Annotated in this window: 9 protein-coding genes and 1 pseudogene; 2 read left to right on the top strand and 8 right to left on the bottom strand. The window is 42.1% G+C overall.

Features of this window, described 5'->3' with window-relative positions:
- Positions 1–10 precede the first annotated feature (10 nt).
- Entirely contained in the window at positions 11–1,711 is a 1,701-nt protein-coding gene (locus tag H8S51_RS09450) for a methyl-accepting chemotaxis protein (RefSeq protein ID WP_186898831.1), read from the bottom strand.
- Positions 1,712–1,752: 41 nt separating this feature from the next.
- A complete protein-coding gene (locus H8S51_RS09445; RefSeq protein WP_015560470.1) occupies positions 1,753–2,196 on the bottom strand; it encodes a chemotaxis protein CheW in 444 nt (147 codons plus the stop codon).
- A 227-nt stretch (positions 2,197–2,423) separates the two neighbouring features.
- On the opposite strand from H8S51_RS09445, the gene H8S51_RS09440 reads away from it, so the two are divergent.
- Complete coding sequence (locus H8S51_RS09440; RefSeq protein WP_155219243.1) at positions 2,424–3,293, top strand: PHP domain-containing protein; 870 nt, start codon at positions 2,424–2,426, stop codon at positions 3,291–3,293.
- A gap of 41 nt (positions 3,294–3,334) precedes the next feature.
- Here the strand turns inward: H8S51_RS09440 and H8S51_RS09435 are convergent, their stop codons facing one another.
- The 5 genes and pseudogenes from H8S51_RS09435 to pheA all read right to left on the bottom strand — a co-directional run bounded on the left by H8S51_RS09435 (position 3,335) and on the right by pheA (position 10,385).
- Entirely contained in the window at positions 3,335–4,147 is an 813-nt protein-coding gene (locus H8S51_RS09435) for a Cof-type HAD-IIB family hydrolase (protein ID WP_186898832.1), read from the bottom strand.
- Between the two features lie 53 nt (positions 4,148–4,200).
- Positions 4,201–6,353, bottom strand: a pseudogene (locus H8S51_RS09430) (RNA degradosome polyphosphate kinase).
- On the bottom strand, positions 6,354–7,886 hold the full coding sequence (locus tag H8S51_RS09425) for a Ppx/GppA phosphatase family protein (protein WP_186898834.1): 1,533 nt from the start codon (positions 7,884–7,886) through the stop codon (positions 6,354–6,356).
- Between the two features lie 22 nt (positions 7,887–7,908).
- Positions 7,909–9,204, bottom strand: coding sequence for an ATP-binding protein (locus tag H8S51_RS09420; RefSeq protein WP_117920946.1), 1,296 nt, complete (start codon positions 9,202–9,204; stop codon positions 7,909–7,911).
- Between the two features lie 50 nt (positions 9,205–9,254).
- Positions 9,255–10,385 carry a prephenate dehydratase gene (gene pheA, locus H8S51_RS09415; protein ID WP_117920947.1) on the bottom strand — a complete coding sequence of 377 codons (1,131 nt, stop codon included), beginning with the start codon at positions 10,383–10,385 and terminating at the stop codon, positions 9,255–9,257.
- Between the two features lie 191 nt (positions 10,386–10,576).
- Between pheA and H8S51_RS09410 the strand changes: the two genes are divergently transcribed.
- On the top strand, positions 10,577–11,605 hold the full coding sequence (locus tag H8S51_RS09410) for a DUF5050 domain-containing protein (RefSeq protein WP_118208914.1): 1,029 nt from the start codon (positions 10,577–10,579) through the stop codon (positions 11,603–11,605).
- Between the two features lie 105 nt (positions 11,606–11,710).
- On the opposite strand, the gene H8S51_RS09405 is transcribed toward H8S51_RS09410, so the two are convergent.
- Entirely contained in the window at positions 11,711–16,246 is a 4,536-nt protein-coding gene (locus H8S51_RS09405; RefSeq protein WP_117920949.1) for a PolC-type DNA polymerase III, read from the bottom strand.
- Positions 16,247–16,257: the final 11 nt, after the last annotated feature.

Below are 16,257 nucleotides of genomic sequence, written 5' to 3'. Positions count from 1 at the left end.
TTCTTATTAATTATTCCTGTGGAAGAACATATTTACTAATCAGTTCATCTAAGGATACTGCCTGAGCAGAAAGCTCCTCGCTGGTAGCAGAGGACTCCTGTGCGGTTGCGGAGTTTGCCTGAACAACCTCCGAAATCTGGTTGACACCCTGCTCTGCCTGTTCCATGGCAGTTGCCTGATCTCTGGATACCTGTCTGACATTTCTGGCAGACTCGGCAATTTTGCCGATTCCTTCTACAACTGTTTCAATGGATGCTGCAGCTTTGTCTGCCGCCTTGTTTCCTTCTGCGATCTCCTCTAAGGATCCTTCAATCAGTTTTCTGGTATCTACTGCAGATTTTGTACTCTGCTCTGCTAACTGACGGATCTGGTCAGCAACAACCGCAAATCCTCTTCCTGCCTCTCCTGCTCTTGCCGCCTCAATGGAAGCATTTAAGGAAAGCAGGTTTGTCTGGGATGCGATATCCTCAATCTCAGAAATGATATTCTCGATATTTTTGGATGTCTCGTTGATGCGTGTCATTGCATCTACCATTGCTGTCATCTGCACACGGCTGTTGTCAGCTTCGTCTGCATACTGTTTTGCCTGTACATAGGACTCATGTGCCTGATCTGCAGATTTTTCAATATTCTCTGTGATGCTTGTGATCGTAGCCTGTAACTCTTCTACTGCACCTGCCTGCTCAGTAGCACCCTCTGCAAGACTCTGGGATGCCTCTGCAAGGTTTGTAGATCCTGCGGATACCTGACTGGACGCATCTTCAATAGAACGTAATGTTACGATCATCTGATTCTTCATATCACGCATAGCGAGAAGCAGCTTCTCAAATTCACCCTGATATACTTCCGGACAGTCTGTTCTGATATCGAAGTTACCACTTGCCATATCTGCAAGATGTTTGCCACAGTCAGCAATAACAAGCTTTAATGTTTCTTTCATCTCATTCGCTGTATTGATCATATCTGCAACCTCATCCTGGGTATCTACTACCGGGAACGGATCGGTAAGGTTACCTTTTGCAAATGTTGTAAATCTGTCACTCAACTCACCAAGTGGTACTGCGATACCCTTTGCAATGGAACTTCCCATTCTCATTGCCTGTGCAAATGCAAATACAATCATTGCAACAATCATAATAAGGAAAATAATACTCATGGCAGAAAGCTTTGCCTCAAGGGAGTTTCCCTCGTTTACGTTTGCATTCAGCAAGTCAGCTGTAAGGCTGTAAACCTGCTCATACAATGGATCTACGGTATCGTTCATCATTTGCTGGGCTTTGATGCTGTCTTCATTGTCCGTGGAAGCGCCGATCTCCATCGCTTGGGCTTCTGCATCCCAGTACTGCTGAACAAGTGTGTTCACCTGCTCATAGAGATCTTTCTCAGTGCCTGTCACACAGGTGTTCGCAACTATAGCCCAGTAATCATCAAACTTCTGTTTCTTTTCATCATGTATCTGTTTCATGGTTGCGATCATATCAGCATCATTGTAACCAATCACACCGCGCGCTGCCGATCTCGCATCTGCAAAAACGATCATTGCCTTTCCGATATCACCCTGTGAAAAACCATAATTAGTAAGCGCATGTTTATACTGCGCAGATATAATAAGCATCATAATTGCTCCAATAACACCTGCAATGGATGCAAGCAGTGCAACGACTGTGAAACATTTTTTCAGCCGTTCCTGAATTTTTAGATTCTTATACATAACCTTTTCCTCCTGTTTGTGCACTTTATTTACTATGTCTGTCAGGTATTGTCATCGATAAGCTGCTTTATCCCCTGCTGCTCGGACTGTGGCATCAGTTTTGACACCTCAAACATCACGATCAGCTGCTTATCATAGGATGCCACATCATTAAAGCAGCTCTGATTGGCATTCATGATCGTCGGCATCGGAATCACCTGTTTTTCATTTACATCAATGATCTCACGGACACTCTCTACTTCAAGACCAATCTTCATGCCATTCATACTTGCCACAATAACATTTTTTATATCCTGTTTTGGATATCCGAAATAGTCAGCAAGATTACATATCGGAACGATATCACCATGCAGATTCACGATTCCTTCGATATGCGCAGGTGCATTTGGAACACCTACCACACTCATTCTGGTTTCAATCGACTCGACATCATCCACCGGTATTCCAAAACGGACATTATTGAGCATAAACGTCAGTAATTGCATTTTTTCACCTTCTTTGCTGTATTTTTTGCCTAAAAACCATCCTGCGACTATTGTACCATTCTGGTAAAATATGTAAACCATTTTTTTTATATTTTTTAACTTTTTGACAAATATATTCCATTCATGCTACGATGAAATTGCTTAACCGTTTTCATATAATAACAGACTTTACTCTACCATAACAGCTCTGTTGTTATAAAATACAGATATGAAAGGACTTACAGACTATGGATAATAGAATTGTTGACCTGCATGTACATTCCACGGAATCAGATGGAACATTTACACCCACTGAGGTGATCGCCGAAGCAAAAAAAGCCGGTCTTTCCGCTATCGCTCTGACGGACCATGATACTGCCACCGGTATCAAAAAAGCTATGGATGCCGCAAAGGAAGCCGGTATTGAGCTGATCCCGGGCATTGAACTTTCCACTGCTTACACGCTTCCGGGAAAAAAACAGGAAAAGGAAATCCACATCGTCGGTCTCTACATTAACCCGGATGACCCGGAACTCTTAAAAATGACTGCAGACTTCCGTGACTGCCGTGATAAACGGAACGAAAAAATGATCCTTGCCCTGCAAAAAGAAGGATTTCCAATTACTATGGAAGCCCTCCTGGCAGAAAATCCGGATAGTGTCATTACACGCGCAAACATCGCACGTTTCCTTTATGAACACGGATGGATTAAATCCGTTTCCGAAGCATTTGACAAATACATCGGTGATGGCTGCCGCTGCTATGTCGGACGTTTTAAAGTATCTCCAATGGAAGCCGTCTCACTTATAAAAAGAACCGGTGGTGTCGCCATCCTTGCGCATCCGCTGCTTTATCATCTGGGGGTAGAACAATTACAGCTTCTGATCGACGACTTAAAGGCGGCAGGACTTGACGGCATTGAGGCAATCTACTCTACCTATACCACTGGAGAAGAACAGCTTGTCAAACGTATTGCAAAAGAAAATAATCTGCTCATCAGCGGCGGCTCGGATTTTCATGGGGAAAACAAACCTGCCATAAAACTTGGCATCGGACGCGGACAGCTTTATATCCCTTATTCTGTATTAGAAGCAATCAAAATACATGCCGGAAAATAGTCCATATCCCATATATTTTACGGGGAAACAGGTTCGGTGGATCATAGTACAAATTTTTCAATCACCTCAGCAATGGCATCATGATTATTGTCATTTACCGTGACGTAATCCGCTGCTGCTTTTGCTTTTTCGGTGGCATTTTTCACTGCAACCCCTACGTATGCAGTTTTTATCATCGGAACATCACTATCTTCATCTCCGACTGCGATGGTCGTATCCATCGGCATGTTTAAAATCTTTGTCAGTTCTAAAATACCGGTCGCCTTGCTTGTATTCTTAGGACTATATTCAAGATACTGGCTGCTTGAGAAGAAACTGTTACATTTTCCCTGTTCCCATTTCAAATTCCTTTTCTGGAAACGTTCTAACTTGTCTCTCTGATCCAGTGAGATCAGCATAACCTTCTGTGGTTCTTCCTCTAAAGCATCCAGAATATTCGGTGATATCTTATAGGAAATATGTGCCTGTTTCACATAATAATCCAGCTCTTTGGTATGTTTTGTAGTGATAAGATCCGTACTGTTATAGGTCTGCACATATAAACCGGCACGTTTTGCCTTATCAAAAAGCTCCTGCACAACCTCAATCGGAAGTGAACGCTGCAACAATACGCGGTCTGCCGCACAGTCATAAAGCACCGCACCATTGAATGCGATCATATAACACCCAGGTGTATTTAACCCCAGATTTCTTGCGACTTCTCTTGCCGTTTCAACCGGTCTTCCGGTTGCAAGTGCTATGTAATGTCCTGCCTCTAACATTTTGTGAATTGCATCACGGTTCTTCTGTGAGATACTTTTATCATCGCACAGTAATGTTGCATCCAGATCCACACATAAAATTTTGTGATTCATATACCTCTCCCCTTCTTATATGTGAAAAACCATTTCACACTCCACCACTTCCGCTATTCTGCAGGCTCTGCCGGAACAAACACCCTTTCCCGGTATACATGATCCTGTTTCGGGACCGCCACAACGGCTTCCTCACAGAATTGCATCTGTGAATTGACTAAAACTTTTCCTCTTTTATCTATTTTCTCATAATTTCCATCTGATTTCAAGATATGAGCCTTTGTATTGTCAGATAATTCAACTTCAAGAATATGTTTTGCAGATTCTTTTGCATCATCATCCAGAACAGGGAACAATATTTCAACACGACGGTCCAAGTTACGCGGCATCCAGTCTGCACTTCCCATATAAACTTCATCCGCACCGTTATTCTCAAACCAGAAAATTCTGCTGTGCTCTAAGAAATTTCCAACAATCGAACGCACTTCGATATTTTCACTCACACCTTCGATGCCTACTTTCAGACAGCAGATACCACGCACGATCAGCTGGATCTTTACCCCTGCTGCCGACGCCTCATAAAGCGCTGCTATGATTCCCGGATCGCAGAGTGAATTCATCTTGGCAACAATACGGGCAGGTCTTCCTTTTTTTGCATGTGCCGTCTCCCTGCCGATCAGCTTCATGAATTTATTACGCAGCCAGATTGGTGCAAGTGACAGTTCATTCCAGGAAAGTGGTTCAGAATAACCGGAAAGCATATTGAATACCGCTGTCGCATCTTCTCCAATCGCTTCATTGCAGGTAAAGATTCCACAGTCCGTATATAATTTTGCTGTTGAATCGTTATAGTTACCGGTTCCAAGATGCACATATCTGCGGATGCCATCCTCTTCCCTGCGGACAACCAGTGCGATCTTACTGTGGGTTTTTAAACCAACCAGTCCATAAATTACATGACAGCCTGCCTGTTCTAATTTTTTCGCCCAGACAATATTATTTTCTTCATCAAAACGTGCTTTTAATTCTACTAAAACAGATACCTGCTTGCCATTTTCCGCTGCCTGTGCCAAAGAAGCAATAATCGGTGAATTACCACTGACACGGTAAAGAGTCTGCTTAATCGCAAGAACATCGGGATCAGATGCCGCCTGTCGGATAAAGTCAACGACAGGGTCAAAGGTCTGATATGGGTGATGTAAAAAAATATCTCCATTTCTAATCAGTTCAAACAGATTTTCTCCCGGCTCGATCTTTGGATTCTTCTGCGGTGTATACGGCTTGTAACGCAAATGATCACAACCGGAAAGTCCATACATTTTCATAAGGAAAGTAAGATCGATCGGTCCCTGAATACAGAAGATATCTTCCTCTGCCACTTTCAGTTCATCCTTTAAGAACCGCAGCAGACGTTTATCGATTCCACTCTCTACTTCAAGACGGATCACTTCGCCCCACTGTCTCATCTTAAGCTGTTTCTGGATCTCTTTTAAAAGATCCTCTGCCTCGTCCTCATCAATTGTCAGATCCGCATTTCGCATGATACGGTATGGGTACGCACAGAGTACTTCATAATTTAAAAACAGTTTGTCGATATTTTTTTCAATGATCTGTTCTAACAGGATAAAGCTCCTGACACTTTCTTCTTCCGAAGGGATCTGTACCAGTCTTGGAAGTACTCCCGGAACCTGTACTGTCGCAAAATCCAGTTCCTGCTTTTCACTTTTTGTATTCTTTTTTGAAAGCAATGCAGCAATGTTTAATGTCTTATTGCGGATGAGCGGAAACGGACGTGATGCATCCACTGCCATCGGTGTCAGTACCGGATAAACATTCTCCTCAAAATAACGGTCTACAAATCTTTTTTGTTCCTCTGTCAGATCCTCAAATGCATCAATGATGTAGATCTGTTCTTTTTTAAGCAGTGGAAGCAGGGATCTGTTATATGTAGTGTACTGCAGATCCACCATTTCCCTTGTTTTTCATTGATGGCAGCAAGCTGCTCTTTCGCTGTCATACCTGCAATGTCTCTTTTTTTATAATCAGCATGTACCATATCTTTCAAAGAAGCAACACGCACCATATAAAATTCATCCAGGTTCGATGAAGTGATACTGACAAATTTCAGACGCTCTAAGAGTGGGATGCTCTTATCGCGTGCTTCATTTAATACACGGTTATCAAATTTCAACCAGCTTAATTCTCTGTTTTCGTAATACTGTGGATTTTTAAAATCTTTTTCCTTTTCCATAGTGGTGTCCTCCATTTAATACACACGTTTCTCCTTTATCACTGGTTTTATGCTGAATATGTTTTCAAAGTAAGAAACCTTCGCATCAAACAGTGCCTTTTCCAGCGCAATATCATCATCCGTCTCAATCGTGATCACCAGTTCTTTTCCTTTTACTGCTGCACGCACATTTTTGAATTTCTGTTTATGGCTGCGATCCATAGCATTTGATACACGTAATATAGCAGAAAGTTTTGCAATGACAAGGTAGCTTTCATGACTGATATCGTTTTCAAACTCTTCGTAGGCAGGCAGCGGATAGGTATTATAAAGAACCGTGTACGCAACAATCTCACGTTCCATATGCGTAAGTCCTATAATTTCCGATTCCATGATAATATCATAAGAACAGACCGGTCCGTTCGCAAGACTGATATATTTACCACAATCATGTAAAATTGCAGCCACCTGCAGTAAAAGTCTCTCCCTTTTTCCCAGTCCGTGAATTTTTTTCATTGTGTCAAAGATCAGTGTAGCCATCTGCGTCAATGCATCAATGTGTGGCGAATAACTCATATAACGTGCAGACAGATTTCCCGCTGCTGAGATAACATCTGCATCAAAATCATGAACCGGTTTACAAAGTTTATGTTTCTGTGCATAATCATATGCAATACCATCACTGACAATGACACCCGATGCCCAGATTTTTTCCGCTTTCATTTTACGTGCCATACATTTAAAAATGATCATATATGGAATGATCAGGGAATCATTTTCATTTGATAAATTCAATTTCTCTGAGATCTGCTCCACAGTCTTTTTGTCAAGTCCATCCAAAAAAGCCAGGAAATCATTGGTTTCCATCAGATTTGCATGTTTTTTCCCTGTGACTTTACCGGCAACTTCCATGATATAGTCCCCGATGATGATCAGATTTTTTACCTTTACCTGTTCTGTGAACATTGCCATAAACACGTTTAGTTCTTTTTCTACCAGTTCTTCGATCTGCAGCTCATACTGCTCTAAACTGCAGCTTTTTTTTGCAAGCTGTTCCTGCATCCGCATGGTTCCAAGTCCAAGATGCTGTGTAGTGATCACTTTCCCCTTTGAAAAGATCGTGATCTGCATACCGCCGCCACCGACATCAACTACTGCTGCACCTGTTTTTATCAGTTCTTCAAACTCACTGCGCATCGCAACCGATTTATAACTGATAAAACGATGCTCAGAGTTGCTTAAGACATGTACCGTAAGTCCGGTGCGGATACGGATCTGGTCTAAGATAAACAATTCATTGCTCACATCACGGAGCGCTGCAGCTGCATATGCCTCATACCCATCCACCTGATACTCTTTCATGATGCCTGTAAACTGTTCTAACGTATCACAGAGAGCTTCCACCAGCTCATACCCGATCACGCCGCGCGAATACGCATCCCGCCCAAGCTCGATCCGGCTTCTGATATAATCGATTTTGCGAATACCTTTTCTGGCAGAGATTTCAAAAATTTTCAAGCTCACCTCATAAGAACCGATATAAATCGCTGCAAATGTATGAATTGCCATATCTTATCCTCCTGCTTTCAAGTTATTCCTGTTTTCCAAGCAGATAATTAATAAACTGCTGTGCTGTTCTTCCTGACAGTCCGCCATGGGCAAGTTCCCATTTGTTTGCCTCGGCAAGAAGTGTTTCTTCTTCCATGGTAATGCCATTCTTTTTGGCAAGTGAGACTACGATATTCTGGAACTCTTTTTTGCTTGGTGCACCAAAATAAATAGAAACACCGAATCTTGCATACAGGGACAACTTTTCCTGTACTGTATCTGAAGTATGCATATCCTCCCTTACTTCCTCTTTATCAGAGAATGTCTCACGGATCAGATGACGTCTGTTTGAAGTTGCGTAGATCAAAACATTATCCGGTTTCTTCTCAAGTCCTCCTTCGATCACTGCTTTCAGATATTTATATTCGATCTCAAATTCCTCAAATGACAGATCATCCATATAAATAATAAATTTGTAATTACGGTTTTTAATCTGTGCGATCACATCATTCAAATCGCAGAACTGATGCTTGTACACTTCGATCAGACGCAGTCCCCTGTCGTAATACTGATTTGCGATTGCCTTGATACTGGTTGATTTTCCGGTTCCTGCATCTCCATAAAGCAGGCAGTTGTTTGCCTCTTTTCCACGGACAAAACTCTCCGTATTGTCAATCAGTTTCTGTTTTGCGATCTCATATCCGACCAGATCGTCTAATCTTACATGTGCAATATTTGTGATCGGTACGATCTGTGCACCTTCTTCTTTATGTAACACACGGAATGCTTTATGCAGTCCTAACTTTCCAACACCAAATTCACCATAAAACTCCGTAACGGCATCCTTAAAATCGTTTGCGTCAGCCGCCTGTTCTAATTTTTCCGTCAGTTCACAGATGCGGTCACGAATCCTCTTATTAAATAATTTTCCGCTGTCACTTGCACTTTCATAATGCAGTAATGCATCCATACAGTCGATCTCATAATCTTTTGCCAGCCCGGTAAAATCAAAATCAAATAAATCTTTCATGATCTTAAAATCATGAAGTGCGATCTGATTAACAGAACCTTCCATGCCACCCCTGATCTCACATCCACAGCTGTATGCATTTTCATTATTGACCAGAATAAATGCAATAAAATTATGCCAGAGGTTTCCTTTAAATCCATGGCTTACAGCAAGTTCTGATAACTGGTTAAAGCACTCATATAACAGAGCTTCGATATCCTCTCTGTTGTAATATTCATTCTCATAATTCTCCATGATCCATGCCATGTTATAGAATAATTTTCCATTTTCAAAATTTTTATATAAAATCAGATTTTTTGTGCTTTTCATGTCTTTCTCCATTTCTCTGTATGAAAAGTTTTTCACACATTTCTTTCGTTCTAATAATTTCCAAGGATCTTTAATCCCAATGTTTCCTCTGCGAGTCCCCTTAATGCATTCTGTACTGCTGCATCATTTAAATTTCCTTCAAAGTCAACAAAGAAACGATATTCCCAGTTTTTCCCCTGAACCGGTCTTGATTCGATATGGTTCATATTGATGCCGTTGTAAATAAAATGGGATAACATATGGTAAAGAGATCCACTCTCGTGCATACCTTCAAAACAGATACTGATCTTTTCCGCTTTTGAAGTAAATACACGTTTACCGGATACAATGATAAAGCGTGTTGCGTTCATCTTGTTATTCTGGATACATTCATCGAGTACCTTCAGTCCATAGATATCTGCCGTCAGGCTGCTTGCAATCGCTGCTTTATGTTTTTTGCCGTCTTCTTTTACTTTCTTGGCAGCCATTGCTGTATTTTTCAGACTGTGTTTTTCCCACTCTCTATGGCTTTCAAGATATCTGCCGCACTGCATCAGTGCCTGTGGGTGAGAATAGACGTCTGTGATATCAGAAAGTTCTGCTTCCGGCAGTCCAAGCAGTGCATGATTGATCTGTATGATCTGCTCCCCTACGATACAATTATCATATTCTACCATCAGGTCATAATTTTCAGATACGATACCCGCCGAGGAATTTTCAATCGGTAAAACTGCATAATCAGCTTCTCCGTTTTTGATCGCCTCCATGGCATCGCGCCAGGTCTCCACGTGATAACTGTCTGTCTGCTCTCCAAAGTATTCTCTTAAGGCAAGCTGGCTGTACGCTCCCTCTGTCCCCTGAAATACAATACGCGCATTGTGATAATCCAAACTTTCCACTTCTGTAAAATCTGGTTTTTCATACATGCCGTGTGCGGTTAAAAGCTGATACTGACGTTTTCTGCTCATCGACATGATCTGCTCAAACAGTTCACGTATCCCATGTTTATTAAAATCTGTTTTGCCAAGTGCTGTCAGAGTTGCAAGTTTTGAATCTTCGCGTTCTTTGTCAAATACCTTTTTCCCGGTATTGATCTTATATTCTGCAACACCTGCTGCAATCTCCATTCTCTCCTGATATAAATCTACGATCTGTCTGTCAATGACATCGATCTGGTCTCTTAATTCTTTTAAGTCTTTCATGGATTCCACCTTTGTTATTTGTATTACTTCTAATATATTACATTAACGTGCTAATATCAAGGGCAGAAAAAGTGATATTCCATAGGAAAAATATAGTATTCGTGCTCTGAAAATGCTATAATAAACACAGATGAGAAGCAAATCAAACACATTGTCACGTCAGCATAAAATGCTCTCAGAATGGAGGCCTTATGAAAAAAGTTATCACGATTCTCTTAGTTATCCTCGTACTCGCCGCCGGTGTCGGTTTTGGTGTCTACCACCACAAATCAAACGAGACAAAATTCAATGACGATTACATAAACGGCAACACGGCTGGCAATCTCTACAATGCCGGCATCTTCTGCACGGCAGCTGATGGTACGATTTATTTTGCCAATCCTTCTGACGGCAGTAAACTCTATTCTATGAACAGTGATGGTTCAGACCTTACAAAGATTTCTGATGATGTTGCCACCTTTATCAATACGGATGACAATTATATTTACTATGTGCGCAACAATCCGGTTTTTACAGAACCATTTTCATTTTTGACGATCAACACAGACAGTCTCTGCCGGCTTGACCGCAGCAAGCATAAAAAGAGCATTCTCCTTGATTCTTCCGCGAGTCTTTATGCCTCTTTAGTCGGAAATAAAGTTTATTATCTGCATTATGATGATAAGGATTTTACAACTTTTTATGAAGTAGGCATTGATGGCACCGGCATGAAGCAGGTAGATAAAACACCATACCGTCCCTGCTCGACAGTTGGACAGTATATCTATTATAATGGTGTATCGAACGAACATAGCATCTGGCGTTTTGATACAGTTACTGATACGGCAGAACTTGTACTTAAAGGAAATTATTATATGCCGGCTGTAATTGGTGATACACTCTTTTTTCTGGACAACGAACAGAATTATACACTTACCCGCACAGATCTTTCCGGGGGGGCGCCTGTCACTCTAAGCGATGACCGCATTGACTGCTATAACATCACCGGTGACTATATTTATTTCCAGCGCAACAGTACAAGCGCGCCTGCTCTCTGCCGTATGAAAACGGACGGCAGTGATTACACCGTGATCACAGAGGGCAACTATACCAATATCAATGCCACAGAAACGGATATCTATTTCAGGGATTTTGCATCGGGTGTCATGTACAAAACACCGATCGCTGATCCTTCTGACGTCGAAGTTTTCAATCCAGGAACAGGTTCTTCCGACAAGTGATCCTGCAGCGGATATACAGATATACAGCCGGCAATGGTTTTATCAAAAAAACACAGGGACTTTTTGTTAGTCTTCTGTGTTTTTTCATACCTTTTTATCTTTTTTCTACGTGAAATCAAACAGTGAAAGCTGGTTCGATTCCGGCATATCGCCAAGCAGTCCTAAATCTCCCATCAGGTCAATGACCGTCTTCGTTGCTTTTGTTCTCTGTCTGAAATCATCCCTGGATAAGAATTTCCCATCCTTTGCTGCTTCTGCCACCGCGATCGCAGCATTGTCTCCCATACCATCGATGGTATTTAATGCAGGCATCAGTTTTCCGTCAATGATCTGGAAACGATCCGGTTTTGCCCGGTAAATATCAATCGGTATAAAATCAAAGCCTCTTGCATACATTTCCTGCACGATCTTCATATCACGGTAAACATCCTGCTCTTTCTTGGAAAGTGAGTCTTTTCTGCGCTCATAATCTTTCTGAAAATAGGTAAGGCGCTCTCTTCCCTGACACATGATCTCATAGTTGAATCCGGTCGCACGAATGGAAAAATAGGCTGCATAGTAGGCAAGCGGATAATATACTTTGCAGTATGCAATACGCCATGCCATCATAACGTAAGCTGCCGCATGCGCTTTTGGGAACATGTATTTGATCTTTAAACAGGAATCAATGTACCACTCCGGCACATCATGTGCACGCATCTCCGTCTTCCATTCTTCCTTAAGTCCCTTTCCCTTTCGTACAGACTCCATGATCGTAAAGGACTGCTCACTGTCAAGTCCCATCTGGATCAGGTAGATCATGATATCATCACGCGTACAGATGGCAGTAGAAATCGTCGCCAGTCCCTGCTCGATCAATGTCTGTGCATTGCCAAGCCATACATCGGTACCGTGTGACAGACCGGAAATACGGATCAAATCTGAAAATTCCTGTGGTTTCGCATCGATAACCATCTGCATGGCGAACTCTGTGCCAAACTCCGGGATACCAAGGCATCCAAGCGGAATACCTCCGATCTCCTCCGGTGTGACACCGAGTGCTGATGTATTCTTAAATAAAGACATGACTGCTTCATCATCCAGAGGGATCGTAACCGGATCGATTCCCGTTAAGTCCTGAAGCATACGGATCATGGTCGGATCATCGTGTCCTAATATATCAAGTTTTAACAGGTTGTGGTCAATCGAATGGTAGTCGAAATGCGTAGTGACTGTCGCAGTTGTCATATCGTTTGCCGGGTGCTGTACCGGAGTAAAAGTGTTGATCTCCTCTCCCACCGGAAGTACGACGATACCACCCGGATGCTGTCCGGTTGTTCTTCTTACGCCGACACATCCCTGTACAATACGGTCGATCTCACAGTTTCTCTTATGAATACCACGTTCTTCATAATAATTCTTAATATAACCAAATGCCGTCTTATCTGCAAGTGTACCGATCGTACCGGCGCGGAATGTCTGACCGTAACCGAAGATAACCTCACAGTACGCATGTGCCTTACTCTGATACTCACCGGAGAAGTTTAAGTCGATATCCGGCTCCTTATTTCCCTTAAATCCAAGGAAAGTTTCGAATGGAATATCAAATCCGTCTTTCACTAATTTTTCACCACAGACCGGACAGATCTTATCCGGCATATCGCAACCGCTTCTGCCGGAAAATGCCTTAACCTCCGGCGAATCAAAGTCGCTGTATTTACAGTTAGGGCAGCGGTAATGTGCCTGAAGTGGATTTACTTCCGTGATACCGGACATTGTTGCCGCAAAGGATGAACCTACGGAACCACGTGATCCAACCAGATATCCATCCTCATTTGATTTCCATACCAGTTTCTGTGCAATGATATACATAACCGCATATCCGTTGGAAATGATGGAGTTTAACTCACGGTCTAACCGCTCCTTTACGATTGGTGGAAGTTCTTCCCCATACATACTGTGTGCCTTGGTATAGCAGATATCACGCAGCATCTGATCCGAATTTTCAATCACAGGCGGACATTTATCCGGACGTACCGGTGCAATTTTCTCGCACATATCCGCAATCTTGTTCGGGTTTGTGATAACAACTTCTTCCGCTTTTGACGAGCCCAGATACTCAAATTCTTTGAGCATTTCCTCTGTTGTCCGAAGATAAAGCGGAGCCTGGTCATCTGCATCCTTAAATCCTTTTCCCGCCATAATGATACGACGGTAAATCTCATCTTCCGGATCAAGGAAATGTACATCACAGGTTGCAACAACAAGTTTTCCGAATGTTTCTCCAAGTTTTACGATACGACGGTTGATATCCTGCAGCTCCTCGATCGTACTGACCGATTCCTTATCGCTTTTTAGCATAAATTCATTGTTGCCAAGTGGCTGGATCTCCAGATAATCATAAAACTTTACAAGTCTTATGATCTCTTCTTCTGGTCTTCCACCTACGATCGCACGGTAAAGCTCCCCCGCTTCACAAGCAGAACCTAACAGCAGACCTTCACGGTATTTTACAAATTCGCTTTTCGGAATACGCGGTCTTTTGTTATAGTAAGTCAGATGTGACAATGAGACCAAACGGTACAGATTGATACGTCCGATATCGTTTGTCGCAAGGATGATCGCATGATATGTGTTCATCTTCATGATCGTCTCCGGTGAAGCCTGTCCCATCTGGTTAACTTCATCTAAAGTCTCCATCCCCCGGTCATGAAGCATCTTTACAAACTTTACAAAAATCTCTGCCGTACATCCTGCATCATCCACTGCACGGTGGTGGTTCTCTAAAGAGACTCCAAGTGCTTTTGCCACTGTATCCAGTTTGAACCGGTTTAGCTGCGGCATCAGGATTCGTGCTAAGGCAACCGTGTCAATGATCGTAAAATCTTTCTCAATCCCCTGCCTCTCACAGTTTTTGATGATAAAACTCATATCAAAATCAGCATTATGGGCAACCATGATCGCATCCCCGCAGAACTCCATAAACTGCGGCAGGATTGTCTCGATCTTTGGTGCATCAATTACCATATCATCACGGATGGAGGTCAGTTCCTCAATCCTGTATGGGATTGGCACTTCCGGGTTTACAAAAGTGGAGAACCGGTCTGTGATCTCCCCATGCTCCACTTTTACCGCACCGATCTCTATGATCTTATTTTTTTCAGGAGAAAATCCGGTCGTCTCAAGATCAAATACCACATAAGTATCATCGAGATTCTGGTTTTTCGAGTTGGTAATGATATCTTTTAAATCATCCACCAGATATGCCTCCACACCATAGATAACCTTAAAGTCATCATCCGGCGAGATCGCATGGTTTGCATCCGGGAACGCCTGTACATCCCCATGATCAGTGATAGCGATTGCTTTATGTCCCCATTTCACGGCACGTTTTACGATATCTTTTACCTCGGAAACACCATCCATATCGCTCATCTTGGTATGGCAATGCAGTTCCACACGTTTTTCCGGGCTTGTATCCATACGGACAGACGTAAAATCCGGTATCTTTTTGATTCCGACAATCGAACCTATCGTAAGTTCACTATCGAATTTATCGATTGTCGTAACACCTTTAATCTTTAAAAATGCACCTTTTTTCACACCCTCAAGCAGCTCCGGAAGCTGGTCATTTCTGGTAAAAATTTTTAAGACGATCGAATCCGTAAAATCGGTTACCGACATAATCACGATTGTTTTTTCATTGCGGATTTCTCTCGTCTCAAGTGTCATGACCTGACAGCGTATCGTAACCTCTCCCATTTCTCCGACGATCTTCTCGATCGGGATCGTCTCATCATCAAAATCTTTTCCATATAAAACATCCGGATTATCTGATTTTTTGTATCCGCCATAGGAACCACCATCATATTTCTTTCGAAATTCTTTTTTCCCGAAAGATTTTTCCCCTTTTTCGTCTGCCATTTTTGCTGTATTTGCTGCAAATTTTGCATTATTCCCTGCGTTTGCAGATTCTTTTGCATTATTTGATTCCTTTGTGGCAGTTTTTGTCGTCATATTCGCAGTCTGCACATCTCTGTCATCCTGTGATTCCACTTTTACCGGTGTATCATCCTCATGAAGCTGTACGCGTTTTAAAATATTTTTTATCTCAAACTGTATCTGTAAGTCACTGTTTTTCTTATGTTTACTCTCTTTCGGTTCCTCAAAAGCAAGTTCCACGGAAAGATCAAGTCCACAGCGCTCACAGACCACTTTCTCTAAAAATTCAACGATCTCATGTGATCTGGTCTGCGCAATGATCGTATTCTCTAAAGTTAAAAGCAGATGTGAATCCCCTGTAAACTCCATTTTAGCGGAACGCAGCAGATTATACTCCATCAGACTGTAATTTTTCAGCTCCTCTAAGATACTGTCCTTATACAGATCCATCAGTTTCTCCGCTGTATACTGCTCTGACAACTGATATTTTTCAATGACCTTGACATCCATGTGTCTGTTTTTAAAGATCTGGTCATGTATGTTTTTTTCCAACTGATATATATTCTTTTTATGTATGAGACGTTTTCCATTTAAGTAGATCCGGATATGATCTTTCTCATGATTCATACCGACTTTGGTAACTTCCGTCTCCGATAACAGTTTTTTCATATCCCCGTTCACTTCCAGTGTCGGAAATACATCAAAAAACATTTTTGTCATGTTGTTTCAAC

Source organism: Roseburia rectibacter (genome assembly GCF_014287515.2).
Classification (GTDB): domain Bacteria; phylum Bacillota; class Clostridia; order Lachnospirales; family Lachnospiraceae; genus Roseburia; species Roseburia rectibacter.
This window is presented reverse-complemented; position numbering and strand designations above follow the sequence as displayed.

Bases quoted from the DNA above. Each gene is read 5' to 3' on its own strand.
- H8S51_RS09450 (WP_186898831.1), bottom strand. From the start codon at position 1,711: ATGTATAAGAATCTAAAAATTCAGGAACGGCTGAAAAAATGTTTCACA.
- H8S51_RS09445 (WP_015560470.1), bottom strand. From the start codon at position 2,196: ATGCAATTACTGACGTTTATGCTCAATAATGTCCGTTTTGGAATACCG.
- H8S51_RS09440 (WP_155219243.1), top strand. From the start codon at position 2,424: ATGGATAATAGAATTGTTGACCTGCATGTACATTCCACGGAATCAGAT.
- H8S51_RS09435 (WP_186898832.1), bottom strand. From the start codon at position 4,147: ATGAATCACAAAATTTTATGTGTGGATCTGGATGCAACATTACTGTGC.
- H8S51_RS09425 (WP_186898834.1), bottom strand. From the start codon at position 7,886: ATGGCAATTCATACATTTGCAGCGATTTATATCGGTTCTTATGAGGTG.
- H8S51_RS09420 (WP_117920946.1), bottom strand. From the start codon at position 9,204: ATGAAAAGCACAAAAAATCTGATTTTATATAAAAATTTTGAAAATGGA.
- pheA (WP_117920947.1), bottom strand. From the start codon at position 10,385: ATGAAAGACTTAAAAGAATTAAGAGACCAGATCGATGTCATTGACAGA.
- H8S51_RS09410 (WP_118208914.1), top strand. From the start codon at position 10,577: ATGAAAAAAGTTATCACGATTCTCTTAGTTATCCTCGTACTCGCCGCC.
- H8S51_RS09405 (WP_117920949.1), bottom strand. From the start codon at position 16,246: ATGACAAAAATGTTTTTTGATGTATTTCCGACACTGGAAGTGAACGGG.